Genomic DNA, 14284 nt, shown 5'->3' with positions numbered 1-14284 from the left:
TTGACTCCTCGGGTTCAGAATTGGCATCTGAGATGCGTATTTAAGAGCAGTGTAGGAACCGGGCCCTGGGCCCGGTGTGGCGGGGGGTGGTTCAGCCGTCCACCGGCGGTCTGCTGCTGATGCCGATCAGCAGGGGGCCGGTCGGCGAGGAGACCAGTTCGCCGACGGTCAGCGGGTCCAGGGAGGCGTAGAAGGCCTCCGAGGCCGCGCGCAGGGCGTTGCGCAGCCGGCAGGCCGACCGCAGCGGGCACGGGGTGGCGCCCTCGCACTCGACCACGTCGCCAGGGCCCTCCAGTTCACGGACGAGCCCGCCGATGGAGGCGGAGCGGCCGGCCCCGGTGAGGGTGAGTCCGCCGCCGCGGCCCCGCCGCGCCTCGACCAGGCCGAGGTGCTGGAGCCGGGCCACGACCTTCGCGGCGTGGGAGTACGGCACCTGCATGGTCGCCGCCACCTCCCGGGTGGTCGGCGGATCCTCGCTCTCCACGACGGCGAGGCGCATCAGCACGCGCAGCGCCACGTCGGTGAATCTCGTCAGCCGCATGACGGTCACGGTAAGTGAATTTGCATTCCGTATGCAAATTAATCGGACCGACGGGTATCGCGCAGCGTGGTGCCCAACCCAAAGCCTGATTAGTCACACTCTTTTGTGTAATGGCGTGCCGAGTTCGCATGCTGAAAGGTTCTTCTCGCAGGTCAGCCGAAGAATCGAGAGGACGACAGATGTCCGTTGGTGAAGAGGTTCAGAACGCGCAGGTGTCGCCGCAGCAGAGTCTTGGCACGGCAGCCGCACGGAACCTCGCGACGACCACCAAGTCCGCTCCGCAGATGCAGGAGATCACCTCACGGTGGCTGTTGAAGATGCTGCCGTGGGTCCAGGTGCAGGGCGGCACCTACCGGGTGAACCGGCGGCTGAGCTATTCGGTCGGGGACGGCAGGGTGACCTTCGTACAGACCGGCGACCGGGTCTCGGTGATTCCCGCCGAGCTCGGTGAGCTGTCGGCCCTGAGGGACTTCGGGGACGAGGAAGTGCTCGCCGAACTGGCCAGGCGGTGCGAGCAGCGCGACATTCCCGCCGGACAGCTCCTGGCCACGGCGGGCGAGGCCGCGGACCGGGTCTTCCTGCTGGCGCACGGAAAGGTCGAGAAGGTCGGCACCGGGCTCTACGGGGACGAGACGGTGCTCGGGGTCCATGCCGACGGGTCCTACTTCGGAGACCACTCCCTGATCGAGGGCGACGCCCTCTGGGAGTACACGGCCCGCGCCGTCACGGCGTGCACGGTCCTGACGCTGAGGCGGGCCGACGTGCTCAACCTCGCCGAGCGGTCCGACTCGTTGCGCACCCATCTGGCCGGGCTGCTCTCCATCCCGGAGCAGCGCACCAACAAGTACGGCGAGGCGGAGATCGACCTGTCCGCGGGCCACGTCGGCGAGGCCGTCGTCCCGCACACGTACGTGGACTACGAGGCCGCGCCCCGCGAGTACGAACTGAGCGTCGCCCAGACCGTGCTGAAGGTCCACAGCAGGGTCGCCGACCTCTACAACCAGCCGATGAACCAGACCGAGCAGCAGTTGCGGCTCACGGTCGAGGCGCTGCGCGAGCGCCAGGAGCACGAGCTCATCAACAACCGGGAGTTCGGCCTGCTCAACAACTGCGACTACGGACAGCGGCTTCAGCCGCACGACGGGGCGCCCAGCCCCGACGACATGGACGAGCTGCTGTCGCGCCGGCGCGGATCGAAGCTCTTCCTCGCCCACCCGAAGGCCATCGCAGCCTTCGGCCGCGAGTGCAGCAAGCGCGGTCTGGTGCCGGAGAGCGTGGACGTCGGCGGGCACCACGTCCCGGCCTGGCGCGGTGTCCCGATCTTCCCGTCCAACAAGATCCCGGTCACGGACGCCCGCACCACGTCGATCATCTGCATGAGGACCGGCGAGGCCGAACAGGGCGTCATCGGCCTCCAGCAGACGGGAATCCCGGACGAGATCGAGCCCAGCCTTTCGGTCCGCTTCATGGGGATCGACGAGCAGGCGATCATCTCCTACCTCGTGACGGCCTACTACTCGGCTGCCGTGCTGGTCCCGGACGCCCTCGGTGTCCTGGAGAACGTCGAGGTCAGCCGCTGGCGGTGAGTCCACGGGGTCCCTGGCCCGCCGGGTCGGGGACCCCGCCGGCGCAGCCGGCACACCCACAGCAACCACCCACGTCCCCGGCCCCCCGGGGCGACAGCCATCGGGGGCCGGGGACGGCAACGACCGGGGTGACCGATTGACCATGACCCGTACCGACGCCGCCGCCACCGAGGGCAATGAGGCCGCGGCGCTCCTGGAGTACACCCGGACCCTCGTCGATCCGCATCTGCGGGCCGCGGTCGCCTCGCTGCCGGGGTCGATCCGGCGTGTCGCGATGTACCACTTCGGCTGGGAGCACGCAGATGGCAGCCCCGCCGCGGGCGGAGCCGGAAAGGCCATCAGACCCGCGCTTGTCCTCGCCGCCACCAGGGCGCTCGGAGGTGATCCGAGGAACGCCGTGCGGGCGGCCGTCGCCGTGGAACTGGCGCACAATTTCACCCTGTTGCACGACGACGTCATCGACGAGGACCGCACCCGCCGCCACCGGGCCACGGCCTGGACGGTCTTCGGTATCCCTGACGCCGTCATCGCGGGCGACGCCATGCTCGCCCTGGCCCAGCGCCTTCTGGCCGAGGACGCCCGCGCGGTGTCGGCCCGCGCCTCGGCCCGGCTCTCCACGTGCGTCATCGAGCTGTGCGCGGGCCAGCAGGCGGACTGCGCCTTCGAGGAACGCGGACCGGACGAGGTCTCGTTGGACGAGTGCCTCACCATGGCGACGGCGAAGACGGGCGCGCTGCTCGGCTGCGCCTGTGCGATGGGCGCGCTCTACGCGGGCGCGGAGGAGCGTGCAGTCGGCGCGATGGACGGCTTCGGCAGGGAGGCCGGACTCGCCTTCCAGCTCATCGACGACCTGATCGGCATCTGGGGCGATCCCGCCCAGACCGGGAAGCCGGTCGGCGCCGACCTCTCCGCCCACAAGAAGTCGCTGCCCGTGGTCGCCGCGCTGACCTCGGGCACCCCGGCGTCGGCGGAGCTCGCCGCGCTCTACCGGGGCCCCATGAACACGTCCGGAGAGGTGAGGCGCGCCTCCGAGGCCGTGGACCGGGCGGGCGGCCGTGACTGGGCGCAGGCCTGTGCCGCAGACCGGATGGCACGCGCGGTGCACCATCTGTCCCGGGCCGTGCCCGATCTGTCGGCGGCGGGCGATCTCCTGGCGCTGGCGGAGTTCGTCACCCGCCGGACCCACTGAACGGAGGCACCATCAGATCGTGATCCGGCAAGGGGGAGCGAGGGTCGGGCGGCGGCGTACCGGGGATCGGGGATCGGCCGAGGTCACAGGGGTCGGGCGGTGAAGTGGAGGGCGGCACGGGGAGTGTCCGAGCAACGGGCTACAGTCCGTGCCCATGACAGATGAGTCGTGGGCAGGGTGGTACCGGGACCGGCAGGGCTCCGATGCCGTCATCCTCACCACCGACGGACAGCAACTCCGCCTTCGTATCAGGGGCGTCGATTTCGAGGGCGAGAGCTTCGACGGCCTGTGCCCGGTGGCGGGCATGCCGCCGGAGAGCGGGATGTTCGCCCTCGCGGACGGGGTGCTCAACGACTGCGTCCTGGAATGGGACCTGCCGTTCCCCGTCACGGTGGACGGCGCGGTCCATCAGGCCACGCTGAGCTGCCTGTTGTCCCTGCGCAGGCCCGACCCGTATCTCTATCTGGAGCTGCGGTACGGCGGTGCGGCCTTCCGGTCCCACCGTGCAGAGAGTGACTTCGGGGCCGCGCTCGCCACCATCCAGCGGTCCCTTCCGCCCGGGATCCGGCTCCAGACGTGCATCGCGTGCGCCTTCTCCGACTACTTCCCGGCGCCCGGCCGCGGCCTCTCCGGTGGCCTCGCCTGCTTCCGGGGGGCCAAGGAGGCCTACCGCGGGGCGGCAGGCGAGGACGACGTCCTCGACCTGTGGGACCGGCGCAGCGGATTCGTCCAGGAGGTCTGGAGCTGCCCCGAGTTCGAGCCGCGCCCGGAGGAGGGCGCGGGCACCGGCCACCGCGGCGCGTTCCCGCTCGAAAGGGCCTGACGCCGGCCGGCGGGCCGCGCGTTGCGGCTCGCTGATTCTCCACGCACTCACACCCCAGCCCTCTGATCCCCCCGAACCGGCCTGACGGCACGACACCGTCCGGCCGGTTCCTCGTTGTTGCCGCGTCCTCGCGTCCTCGTATCCCCATTGGTGCTGCGTTGACTGCGTTGCCTCACCTCCATTGTTCTACTAGCATGCAAACAATGGAGGTTTTGATGAACCGGAAGAACGCCGGCCGCGTGGCTCTCGCCGCTCTGCCGTTCCTGCTTGCCCTCGCCGCCGACCTGATCCTCTTCGCTGCGCGCCGCGACCGCCTGCCGGCGCAGCTGGCCAGCCATTTCACGGGCAACGGCCGGGTGGACGACTACGCGGGCCGGACCTCGTACGTCGTCGTCACCACGGTGCTGCTCGTCGGAGTCGGCGCACTGTGGACCCTGATGGCCGCGAAGGGAGGTTTCCCCGGTCCGGCGCTCAACAGGGCGATCGCCGGCGGTTATGCCGTCGCCGGTTTCCTGGGCTACCTGATGGCGGTGGTCCTGCTCGCCAACGTGGACGCGGCCCAGGACGCGCAGGGCCGCGCCCAGGACGTCTCGTTCCCCATGTGGCATCTGGCCGCCGCGCTGGGGACTGCCGCACTCGCCTTCGGGCTGGGGCTGCTGCTCGCCAGGCTTCTGCCCGTACACGAGCAGCCGTCGGCGCACGGTCATGACGGGGGCGGGGAACGGATCGCGCTGGCTGCCGGGGAGGTCGCGGGGTGGGCGCGCAGCGCGGAGAACCGATGGCTGCTGCCGGTGGCCGCCCTGGCCTGCGGGGGAGGAGTGGCCCTGCTGTTCACGGCGGGCTGGATCGCTGCGGTTCCGGCCCTTCTGGTCGGGCTGGTCCTCGTGACCTTCGCCCGTCCGTACGTGGCCGTGGACCGGCGCGGGATCACCGTCTCCGGGTTGCTGCCGTGGCCGCGCGTCCACGTACCGCTCGACCGGATCGAGGCGGCGGTCAGCCGGGACATCAGGCCGCTCGCCGAGTACGGGGGCTGGGGATACCGGATCCGTCCGGGACGCACCGGTGTCATGATCCGTTCGGGCGAGGGCATCGTGGCGCGATTGGCCGACGGCAGGGACTTCGCGGTGACGGTCGACGACTCGGAGACCGCCGCCGCCCTCCTCAACACCCTGGTCGACCAGCGCCGAACGGAGCGCTGACCATGCTCTTCCGGGTCGACCCCACCTCCACCGTGCCGCTCGGCGACCAGATCGCGGCCTGTGTGCGCCGCGCCGTCGCCGACGGGGCGGTGGCCCCCGGCGAGCGGCTGCCCGCCGCCCGGGTCCTCGCGGAATCGCTCGGTGTGAATGTGCACACGGCCCTGCGTGGCTACCAGCGGCTGCGCGAGGAGGGGCTGATCGAGCTGCGCCGGGGCCGCGGGGCGGTCGTCGCCGACGGCGCCTCCCCGCACCGCGCCAGGCTGCTGGAGCGGGTGCGCGAGATGGTCGGTGAGGCGCGTGAGCTCGGCATGACGGAGGACGAACTGCTGGCCCTGGTCCGAAGCGAGCTCGCCACCGGGTGACGTCTGCGCCACCCGTGACGACGACTGTGGCGACGGCTGTGACGACGGCTGTGGGGACCGGTGACGACTGTGGGGACCGGTGACGGCTGCGCCACCTCCGGTCCCCGCGAAGGGCCACCCCGTCCTGCGAGGTGGCCCTTCGCGCCGACGTGGTCGGGATTCGCTTCGCGCCGGCGCGGTCAGGAACCGCTACGCGCCAGCGCGGCCGCGAAGCCGTTCTGCCAGAGGTAGTTCACCTCGCTGCGCTCATTGGAGTCCGGATACGGATTGGTGCACGAGGGGCCGGGTCCCCCGCCCGACATCAGCTCACTGCACGGGCCCGAGTAGTGGTCCGGCAGGCCGAGGACGTGCCCCGTCTCGTGGGTCGTGACACGGGTGGAGTCGTACTGCTGGTTCTGTGCGTAGTCCAGGAAGATGTAGCCGTTGCCGTGCCCGTCGGTGCTCGCGTACGAGCCACTCGGGTCGTTGCCCTCGTAGTACGAGAAGTCGGCGTTGGAGCCCTCCTGCAGCCGGACGTTGGAGACCGAGCCGTTCCAGATCTGCGCGCTGTTGGCTATCTCCGAGCGGAAGCTCGGAGCGTTGGCGGTGCTGTAGACGATGGTGACGGCCTGGACGCCCGGGTGGGCGGCCCGCTTCTCGGCCACCGACTTCGCCACCGCCTCGAAGAACGCCTTGTTGGCGGCGGCGCTCTCGTGCGATCCGGAGTGCGAGGCGTACGCAGAGTGGACGTCGGAGGCGGATGCGGGGGGAGCGGCCGGCGCCGGGACGGCCGAGGCGATCGCGGGCGCGGTGCCCAGTGCGGCGGCGAGGCCGAAGCCGAGGCCGATCACGGCCGACATGATGGTCCTGGGGTGTCTCATGGGGGGTCTCCTGCCGGTTACCTGCCAGGGGGACCCCGTCCGGTCAGCGGACGCGGACGGGGGCGGTACGCAGCGAGTGTCAGGGAACTCGGCTCCGTGCGGATGATGCCAACCGGCGATAGCACCGTCCTATCGCCTGCCCGGACCGACGAGTGCACAGCGGGTGCACGCAATCCCAACACCCGTTGAATTGACGTCATTTGGTGGGGTTCTGGCGTCTGGTGCGGTGGGAGTCGGCCGTCCTACTCTCGACAGATGGAGCTTGAGGTGAGGCACCTCAGGGCGCTGTGCGCCATCGCCGACACCGGCAGCCTGCGCCGGGCGGCACGCAGACTCGGCGTCAGCCAGCCCTCGCTCACCACTCAGCTGCGCCGGATCGAGAACGCGCTGGGTGCCGAACTGTTCAGCCGTGAACGCACCGGCTGCCGCCCCACCCCGCTGGGCAACGCCGTCCTCAGCAGGGCCCGCCCCCTTGTCGACGGCATGAGCGCGCTGGTCACCGAAGCGAAGGCGGAGGCGGACGCCGCCCGGGCCGACGGTCCGCAACTGCGGATCGGCTGCACCGCCAGCCGTGTCATCGGTGGCTGGCTGCGAAGGCTGCGACTCCAGCTGCCCGGTACGGACATCTCGCTGCGCGTCGACGTGTCGGCACGCGCATTGCTGCGGTCGGTCGGGGCGGGCCGGCTCGACGTCGCCTTCGTGCACGAGGTGGAGGGCTGTCCGCTGTCCGTTCCGGACGGCCTGGACCAGCGCGTTCTGCTGGACCGTGAACCGCAGTTCATCTCCATGGCCCGTGACCATCCGGCGGCCGCGCTGCCAGTCGTCGACCTGGCCGACCTGGCCACCGACCGGTGGATGGTCGACCCCTCGGTGGACGGTGAATGGGACGGCCTGCGCCGGGTGTTCGGTGCTGCCGGCGTCGCGCCGACCGTGCTGCACGGCGACTACCTCACCGCCGCCTCACTCGTCGTCCTCGGCGAGGCGGTGGCGCCCTGCCAGCCCACCTCGGGCCCGCGCGACGACATGGCGATCCGCCCGTTGCGCGACGACCCGCTCGCCGTCCGGCTGCTCCTGATCTCCCGGCCGGGCGCCGACATGACGGTGGTCTACGGCGAACTGGAAGCCGCCTACCGGGAGGCGGCCCAGCGGGCGTCCGGCTACCACCAGTGGCTGCTGCGCCATCGCAGCCCGCTCGCCCGGTCCTAGGCCGAGTCCGCCAAGCCCCGCCTGCCCGCCTGCCGCCTGCCCGCGGACAGGCAGGTGGATGGGCGGATGGGCGGATTGACGGGTGGGTGGAATCACGGATGGGTGGCGACACTTTGCGGACACTCCCCGGTGCGGAGCAGTCGGGCGCGGAGGGGCTCATTCCGGTGAGCCGCGCCGGTCCGGGGTGATTCAGCCGAGAGCGAGGACCGTCCCGGACCGGGGTGCGAGCGGGCAGAGTCGAGGGCATGAGGCTTCTGATACTGGGTGGTACGGAATTTGTCGGCAGGGCCGTCACCGAGGCCGCGCTCGCGCGTGGTTGGGAGGTCACGGTGTTTCACCGCGGCCGGCACGCACCACCGCCCGGAGTGTCCGAACTGCTCGGCGACCGCACCACGGAAGGCGGTCTCGCCGCGCTCGCCGAGGTTGCGGAACCGGACGACGGGACCTGCACCTGGGACCTGGTGGTCGACACCTGGAGCGGCGCTCCCTCGGCCGTGCGCGACGCGGCCCGGCTGCTGTCCGGCCGGGCCGCGCGGTATTCGTACGTCTCCAGCCGGTCGGTGTACGACTACCCGGCACCGGCGGGCCTGCCCGAGGACGGCCCGCTGGTGGAGGGCGCCTCGCCGGACGCCGGCGGCGACGTCTCGTACGCCCTGGCCAAGCGCGGCGGTGAACTGGCCGCGCTGGACGCCTTCGGGGACCGGGCGCTCCTGGCCCGCGCCGGGCTGATCATCGGCCCCTGGGAGAACGTCGGGCGGCTGCCGTGGTGGCTGACGCGGATCGCCCGCGGTGGCCCCGTGCTCGCGCCCGGCACACCGGACGTGGGTCTGCAGTACATCGACGTCCGCGATCTTGCCGAATGGCTGCTGGACGCCTCCGCGAAGGGGCTGCACGGACCGTACAACCTGGTCAGCCGCCACGGGCACGCCACGATGGGCGAACTGCTCAACGCCTGTGTGCGCGCCACCGGTTCGGATGCCGAGCTGCGCTGGACCGACACGGACCGGATCCTCGCGGCAGGTGTCGAACCCTGGACCGACCTGCCGGTCTGGCTGCCGCCGGGGGAGCTGTACGACTCCATCCACCGGAGCGATGTCGGCAGGGCGTACGGAGCGGGGCTGCGCTGCCGGCCGGTCGAGGAGACCGTCGCCGACACCTGGGCCTGGCTGTGCGACATCGGCGGCACGGCGCCGCAGCGCGCCGACCGGCCGTCCGCGGGTATCGATCCGGCGATCGAGGCGAAGCTGCTGGCGGGTTGACGGCGCCCCGCACCGGAAGGGCAACGTCCGGCGCCGGCAGTCGGCGGATCCGGGCCCGCCTCCCGGCGTGGCACGACCGATGAAAACTCAATAAAGCTGCATATTGCGCTGTATGGGATCAAATAAGCGCAGAAGCGGTAAAAACCACCGCGTGGCGGTGACGGTGGCGGCGGCAGCAGCCATGGTGGGGGCCGTCGCACCCACCGCGGCCGCCGACCCGCTGCCCGGTGGTCTCGGCCCGTGCCTCGGGGACGACTGCCCCCCGGCCTGGCTGGACCCGCACAACGACCTGGTCATCCACCACGACAGCAACATCAACATCTTCGTCGGCGGTGACTATCTGGTCAGGGAGGCCGCAGCGGAGGCCGAGGGCAAGATCGTCACCCTCGGCAAGTTCGACATGACGAAGAGGGAAGGCGTCTCCGAGATCTACAACGTCGGCGTCTCCGGCGTGGGATCGCGGGTGCCGCCGCCCAACGACGCCGACTACCTGACGGTGGGCGGTGACCTGACCGTCCAGAGCGGAAAGCGGCTCCTCGCCGAGGAGGGGCCGAACCACGGGGTGGTGCGCTACGCCCAGGGGCTCAGCGGGACGGTGATCCCCGCGCCGGTCCACGACGCGGACGCCACCGATCCGTACACCGCCCTGCGCGACCAGCTGACGGCGGCCAGTCACTGCTACGCGTACGACGACAACGAGGACCACCGTCGTCCGGCGAACGGCACGGTGGAGAAGGACGGCGCCGACACCTACTTCAGCGGCGACGGCACCTCTGCCCTCCAGGTCTTCTCGGTGGACGCCGATCTGACCACAGAGGCGGGCGACCAGGCAGGCATCTTCTTCCGTGACATCCCGGACGGTGCGACCGTGCTGGTCAACGTCTACGGCAGCACGCGCAACATCAGTACGTACATGGGCTCGTTGCCGCAGTCCGGACTCCGCGAGCACCTGATGTGGAACTTCCCGGACGCGACCACGATCGGGCTGAAGGGAACCGGCCAGTTCCAGGGCAGCGTGCTGATCGGGCAGCAGTCCAGCGTGGCGACCCTCGCCATGAGCGGCACCAACGGCCGCTTCTACAGTGCCGGTTCGCTGACCCACACCTCGGAGGGGGAGTCGGGCGGCCAGGAGCTGCACGCCTATCCGTTCGAAGGCGATCTGCCGGGCTGCGGCGAGGAGCCGTCGCCCTCCCCGTCCCCGACGGACGAGTCCCCCTCCCCGTCGCCCTCCCCGACGGACGAGTCCCCGTCCCCGTCGCCGACCCCCTCGCCGAGCGACGCGTCCCCGGCCCCCTCCCCGTCCTCCTCGGAGTCGACACCCGCCCCGCGCCCCACCCCGACGCACAGTTGGCCGCCCGGGCCGCCCCACCCCGGCGGACAGCTCCCGGACACGGGCTCACGCGGCGGTGAATGGGTGATCGGCGGGATCGCGGCAGCCCTGCTGGTCGCTGGATCGGCGGCCACGCTGATGGCCCGGAGAGCGCGCCGGCGCGGCTAGTTTTGGCCCATGGCCGAACTGCTGCACCTGACCGAACGCCCGCTGTGGGAGGCGGCCCGCGGGATCGGGACGTACGAGATGTCCACCCGCGGCCGCACCCTGCACGAAGAAGGTTTCATCCACTGCTCGCTGCCGCACCAGCTCGCCGGTGTGGCCGAGTTGCTGTACGGCGCCGGGAGCCGGGCCGGTGACCAGGACCTGGTGGTGCTCGTCATCGACGCCGAACGGCTCCCCGCGCCCGTGCGGTACGAGTCGCTCCCGCCCGGCGGCGAGGAGTTCCCGCACATCTACGGACCGGTTCCGGTCGAGGCGGTCGTGGAGGTGCGCCCCTGGCCGCACAAGGAAGGCAACCCCTCATGAACCCCACAGACCGCACGCAGGATTCCGAAGGCGTCACGAACGGCCCGCTCACCGCCGTCACCGGCGCGAGCGGCGCGCTCGGCGGCCGCGTCGCGAAACGGCTGACCCGGGCGGGCGTCCCCGTGCGGCTCCTCGGCCGCGATCCCTCCCGGCTGCCCGAACTCCCCGGGGCCGACACCGCACCGGCCGCCCCCTACGGCGACGGGGAGGCCATGCGCCGCGCCCTGGCCGGGGCGCACACCCTTTTCCTCGTCTCGGCGCACGAGAGCCCGGACCGGGTGCACGAACACACGACGGCGGTGGACGCGGCGGTCGCGGCAGGCGTCGAACGGATCGTGTACGTCTCCTTCCTCGGCGCCGCACCCGACGCGACGTTCACCTTCGCCCGCGACCACTGGGACACCGAGGCCCACATCCGGGTCTCCGGCGTCCGGCACACCTTCCTGCGCGACAGCTGGTATCTGGCCGGTCTCCCGGCGATGACCGGCACCGACGGCGTCCTGCGCGGACCGGGCGGCGACGGCAGGGTCGCGGCGGTGGCCCACGAGGACATCGCCGACGCGGCTACCGCGGTCCTGCTGGCCGGCGCCGACCCCACCGGCCCGACGCACGACGGGGAGACGTACGACCTCACCGGTCCCGAGGCGTTCACCCTCGCCGAGGCCGCCGAGGAGCTGAGCCGGGTCACCGGACGGACCATCACCTATGTGCCGGAGACCCGGGAGGAGGCCTACGCCTCGCGGTCCCGTTACGGCGCACCGGACTGGGAGGTGGCCGGCTGGGTGACGTCGTACGAGGCCATCGCGGCGGGGGAGATGGCAGAGGTCTCGGACGCCGTGGCCTCTCTCACCGGCAGGCCGCCCATGAGCCTGGCCACGTACCTCCGCGAGCACCCGAACAGCTACCGCCACCTCCTCCCCCCGGGCTGACGGCCGATGCGCACGGAAACCCCCTGGGGCCCCTGGGAACCGATGTCCCTCGCCGACACCGTGGGCCTGCTCTCCCCGCTGCGTACGCCGTGGTGGATCGCGGGCGGGTACGCGGTCGAACTGGCCGTCGGCCACGCCTACCGGGACCACGGCGACATCGACGTGCTCCTGCTGCGCCACCACCAGCTCGCCGTCCAGCGGATCCTGCCGGACGGGCAGTGGTGGGCCGCCGATCCACCCGGCACCCTGAGGCCCTGGCTCCCGGGCGAGATCCTGTCGTCGCAGGTCCACGACATCTGGTGCCGGCCGGGTGCGGGCGAACCGTGGCGTGTGCAGTTCATGCTCGACGACGCGGAGGACGGCGACTGGGTGTTCCGCCGCGACCCGAGGATCCGTCTCCCGCTGGAGCGGCTCGGCAAGGTGTCCGAGGACGGCGTTCCCTACCTCGCTCCCGAGGTCCAGCTCCTCTACAAGTCCAGGTCGCGGCGGCCCAAGGACGAGCAGGACTTCGAGACCGCGCTGCCCGTACTGGGCGACGACCAGCGCGCCTGGCTGACCGAGACGATCACCCTGGCCGAGGGCGCCGACCACCCCTGGGCGGCCCGGCTGCGGGCGGGCTGACGGCCGTTCCCGGCGCGTGCGTGGGGCGGCGGGCCCGGATCACGCATGACCCGGCCGTGGCGGTACGGTCTTCGCCCCTGCCGCCACGGACACGGCCACGGGCTTCGGCGTCGGCGTCGGCGGCGCGGATCACCTCGTCCGGATCGGTGCCGGCGGGGAGTTCGCCCCGCTCGACGGCCTCGACGGCCCTTCACGGGACCTGGACCCGAGGGCGTCCCCTCCGGAGTCGCCATCACGATCGCAATCCCGGTGCCGGCCCCGGTCCCGGTCGACTCAGCCTCCGCACGGGCGGACGTACTGCCCGCCGGACGGCGCTTGCGAAATCCGAGAGCGGCGGAGCGCAGGCGGCTTATACGATCACCGGCGGGACGGGGCTCGTAGCGCAGTGGTCGGCGCACCTTCACCGCATGTGGGAGAACGCCGGTTCGAATCCGGTCGGCCCCGTCCCGTCTGCTCCTGGCCGCAGCCGGCGCGGTCGCGGTCCTCACGCCCACCGAGCCGGCCGGGGCCGTCGGTGCGCGGCCCGCGGACCGGACACCTGGTCGAACGCGAGGAGTTGGCAGGGCTGATGAGCACACCCGAACCAATGACCGACGAAGAGCTCGCCGACATCGAGGAGCTCGTCGAGTTCACGACCCCTGGTCCCTGGTACGTCCGGATGCTCGACGACGACTGGGCCATGGGGCTCGTCGCTGTCAGCACCGTGCCCGACACCGGGCGCGGAGAACGCTGGCCCGGCTTCGACCACCAGCAGATCGTGGCAGCCACCCTCGTCCAGCAGCCGCGCTACGTCGACGTCGCGGACGAACGCTGGGACGAGAACGCCCGGTTCATCGCCAACGCCCGCCAGGACATCCCTCGCCTGATCGCAGAGATCCGCCGCCTGCGCGCCGCGCTCGAAGGCCAGGCGGCACAGGGCGCGGCGACGAGCTGATCACGTGGCGCGGGTCCGCGGGCCCGGCGTTTCGTCGCGCGGCGGCGGCACGGGCGCCCGGCCGACGGAGTCGGCTGCCCCCGGTCACGACCGGTCCGCCGCTGTCACGCCGCGGAGCTGTGCCCGTCTCTGGCCCGATGACGAAAGACCGCACCCGGTCCGACGGGCGCGCCGTGATCGGCGGCCCGTGGACCGGGTGCGGTCAAGCGGTCGGCGCGGCCCGCGATGACGCGGGCCGGCGGCCTGGCCGGAGATCAGGCCTTCTTGGTCTCCAAGTAACGGGCCGGGTCTGCGACCTGCAGGGATTCTCTCTGCGGGTCGCTGACCTGGCCTTTTAACGTTGGTCAGCGATGGGATGCGACGGTCCTGATCGGGTGTCCTGCGGACTGTGTGCGGACTGCCGCATCCTCACTCTGGGGAAAGTCAGTCAAGAAAAGCCCCTCGGAGAACGCTTCGTCTGATGCCAGGGCGTGGCACGTCACGCCTTCCCATCCGTTCCGCTGTACCGCAAGGCGGGTGTGTGTCCAGGGTTTCGGCGTTGTCGTTCGGTGTCCGGTTGATTAGGTGAGTCCGAGAAGGGCGAGTGGGCGGGTCATGTGCCGGCTTGCCCGGCGGAGGCCGGCGGCAATGCTGCGGTGGCCCGCTGCTCGCAGGGCACCGATCGCGAGGTTTTGCCAGGTCGCCATGGTCCGCGGTGCGTTGCCGGTGCGGACTTGAGAGGCGTCCTCGGCGAAGGTGGTGTCGCGGACGTGGGGCAGAGACTCGACCGTCCAGTGCTCCTGGGCGAGCCGGGCGAGCTCGGCGGGGCTCGCCTGCTCGGCGCTTACAACGGCTAACACAATGAGGTGATCTGTCGGTGGGTGATGAGGCAGCAGGCGAGTTTGAGGAAGGCTTCGTGGATGTCTGCTCGTCGTTCC

At 71.4% G+C, this 14284-nt stretch carries 15 protein-coding genes, 1 tRNA gene and 1 pseudogene; 13 read left to right on the top strand and 4 right to left on the bottom strand.

The features are described 5' to 3' along the window. Positions 1-91: 91 nt before the first annotated feature. Positions 92-541, bottom strand: a complete 450-nt coding sequence (locus ABT025_RS35290; protein ID WP_351002754.1) for an RrF2 family transcriptional regulator — start codon at positions 539-541, stop codon at positions 92-94. Positions 542-720: 179 nt separating this feature from the next. Here ABT025_RS35290 and ABT025_RS35285 point away from each other — a divergent pair, with 179 nt between their 5' ends. The 5 genes from ABT025_RS35285 (at position 721) to ABT025_RS35265 (ending at position 5700) form a co-directional block, all read left to right on the top strand. Then, positions 721-2127 carry a family 2B encapsulin nanocompartment shell protein gene (locus tag ABT025_RS35285; protein WP_351002753.1) on the top strand — a complete coding sequence of 469 codons (1407 nt, stop codon included), beginning with the start codon at positions 721-723 and terminating at the stop codon, positions 2125-2127. Positions 2128-2269: 142 nt separating this feature from the next. Further along, complete coding sequence (locus tag ABT025_RS35280) at positions 2270-3316, top strand: family 2 encapsulin nanocompartment cargo protein polyprenyl transferase (RefSeq protein ID WP_351002752.1); 1047 nt, start codon at positions 2270-2272, stop codon at positions 3314-3316. Between the two features lie 154 nt (positions 3317-3470). Beyond that, positions 3471-4139 carry a DUF6304 family protein gene (locus ABT025_RS35275; RefSeq protein WP_351002751.1) on the top strand — a complete coding sequence of 223 codons (669 nt, stop codon included), beginning with the start codon at positions 3471-3473 and terminating at the stop codon, positions 4137-4139. 215 nt (positions 4140-4354) lie between these two features. After that, positions 4355-5338, top strand: coding sequence for a DUF1648 domain-containing protein (locus ABT025_RS35270; RefSeq protein ID WP_351002750.1), 984 nt, complete (start codon positions 4355-4357; stop codon positions 5336-5338). Between the two features lie 2 nt (positions 5339-5340). After that, positions 5341-5700 carry a GntR family transcriptional regulator gene (locus ABT025_RS35265; protein WP_351002749.1) on the top strand — a complete coding sequence of 120 codons (360 nt, stop codon included), beginning with the start codon at positions 5341-5343 and terminating at the stop codon, positions 5698-5700. Between the two features lie 179 nt (positions 5701-5879). Here ABT025_RS35265 and snpA read toward each other — a convergent pair whose 3' ends face one another. Further along, positions 5880-6560 carry a snapalysin gene (snpA, locus tag ABT025_RS35260; protein ID WP_351002748.1) on the bottom strand — a complete coding sequence of 227 codons (681 nt, stop codon included), beginning with the start codon at positions 6558-6560 and terminating at the stop codon, positions 5880-5882. Between the two features lie 255 nt (positions 6561-6815). Here snpA and ABT025_RS35255 point away from each other — a divergent pair, with 255 nt between their 5' ends. From ABT025_RS35255 to ABT025_RS35220, 8 genes are all read left to right on the top strand, one after another. Continuing rightward, entirely contained in the window at positions 6816-7766 is a 951-nt protein-coding gene (locus tag ABT025_RS35255) for a LysR family transcriptional regulator (protein ID WP_351002747.1), read from the top strand. A gap of 257 nt (positions 7767-8023) precedes the next feature. After that, positions 8024-9025, top strand: a complete 1002-nt coding sequence (locus ABT025_RS35250; RefSeq protein ID WP_351002763.1) for an NAD-dependent epimerase/dehydratase family protein — start codon at positions 8024-8026, stop codon at positions 9023-9025. A gap of 151 nt (positions 9026-9176) precedes the next feature. Continuing rightward, positions 9177-10523 (top strand): choice-of-anchor A family protein, encoded by a 1347-nt coding sequence (locus ABT025_RS35245; RefSeq protein WP_351002746.1) that lies wholly within the window; start codon positions 9177-9179, stop codon positions 10521-10523. Between the two features lie 9 nt (positions 10524-10532). Next, positions 10533-10883, top strand: coding sequence for a DUF952 domain-containing protein (locus ABT025_RS35240; protein ID WP_351002745.1), 351 nt, complete (start codon positions 10533-10535; stop codon positions 10881-10883). After that, on the top strand, positions 10880-11812 hold the full coding sequence (locus ABT025_RS35235; protein WP_351002744.1) for an SDR family oxidoreductase: 933 nt from the start codon (positions 10880-10882) through the stop codon (positions 11810-11812). Before ABT025_RS35240 ends, ABT025_RS35235 begins: the two co-directional genes overlap by 4 nt. 6 nt (positions 11813-11818) lie before the next feature. After that, entirely contained in the window at positions 11819-12433 is a 615-nt protein-coding gene (locus ABT025_RS35230) for a nucleotidyltransferase domain-containing protein (protein WP_351002743.1), read from the top strand. A gap of 370 nt (positions 12434-12803) precedes the next feature. After that, positions 12804-12877 (top strand) — tRNA-Ala (locus tag ABT025_RS35225). 142 nt (positions 12878-13019) lie between these two features. Further along, a complete protein-coding gene (locus tag ABT025_RS35220) occupies positions 13020-13367 on the top strand; it encodes a hypothetical protein (protein WP_351002742.1) in 348 nt (115 codons plus the stop codon). Between the two features lie 560 nt (positions 13368-13927). Here the strand turns inward: ABT025_RS35220 and ABT025_RS35215 are convergent. Together ABT025_RS35215 and ABT025_RS35210 are read right to left on the bottom strand one after the other, a co-directional pair. Then, entirely contained in the window at positions 13928-14206 is a 279-nt protein-coding gene (locus ABT025_RS35215; RefSeq protein ID WP_351002741.1) for a hypothetical protein, read from the bottom strand. Then, positions 14200-14284 (bottom strand): annotated as a pseudogene (locus tag ABT025_RS35210) (IS5/IS1182 family transposase); the annotation flags it as partial. The gene ABT025_RS35215 and the pseudogene ABT025_RS35210, both read right to left, overlap by 7 nt.

The sequence above is a fragment of the Streptomyces sp. NPDC002809 genome (assembly GCF_040295435.1).
In the GTDB taxonomy this organism is placed as follows: Bacteria; Actinomycetota; Actinomycetes; order Streptomycetales; family Streptomycetaceae; genus Streptomyces.
The sequence above is the reverse complement of the archived record's forward strand: the minus strand, read 5'-3'. Positions and strand labels throughout refer to the sequence as shown.

Coding starts and splice junctions, on each gene's coding strand:
- ABT025_RS35290 (WP_351002754.1), bottom strand. CDS start 541: ATGCGGCTGACGAGATTCACCGACGTGGCGCTGCGCGTGCTGATGCGC.
- ABT025_RS35285 (WP_351002753.1), top strand. CDS start 721: ATGTCCGTTGGTGAAGAGGTTCAGAACGCGCAGGTGTCGCCGCAGCAG.
- ABT025_RS35280 (WP_351002752.1), top strand. CDS start 2,270: ATGACCCGTACCGACGCCGCCGCCACCGAGGGCAATGAGGCCGCGGCG.
- ABT025_RS35275 (WP_351002751.1), top strand. CDS start 3,471: ATGACAGATGAGTCGTGGGCAGGGTGGTACCGGGACCGGCAGGGCTCC.
- ABT025_RS35270 (WP_351002750.1), top strand. CDS start 4,355: ATGAACCGGAAGAACGCCGGCCGCGTGGCTCTCGCCGCTCTGCCGTTC.
- ABT025_RS35265 (WP_351002749.1), top strand. CDS start 5,341: ATGCTCTTCCGGGTCGACCCCACCTCCACCGTGCCGCTCGGCGACCAG.
- snpA (WP_351002748.1), bottom strand. CDS start 6,560: ATGAGACACCCCAGGACCATCATGTCGGCCGTGATCGGCCTCGGCTTC.
- ABT025_RS35255 (WP_351002747.1), top strand. CDS start 6,816: ATGGAGCTTGAGGTGAGGCACCTCAGGGCGCTGTGCGCCATCGCCGAC.
- ABT025_RS35240 (WP_351002745.1), top strand. CDS start 10,533: ATGGCCGAACTGCTGCACCTGACCGAACGCCCGCTGTGGGAGGCGGCC.
- ABT025_RS35235 (WP_351002744.1), top strand. CDS start 10,880: ATGAACCCCACAGACCGCACGCAGGATTCCGAAGGCGTCACGAACGGC.
- ABT025_RS35230 (WP_351002743.1), top strand. CDS start 11,819: ATGCGCACGGAAACCCCCTGGGGCCCCTGGGAACCGATGTCCCTCGCC.
- ABT025_RS35220 (WP_351002742.1), top strand. CDS start 13,020: ATGACCGACGAAGAGCTCGCCGACATCGAGGAGCTCGTCGAGTTCACG.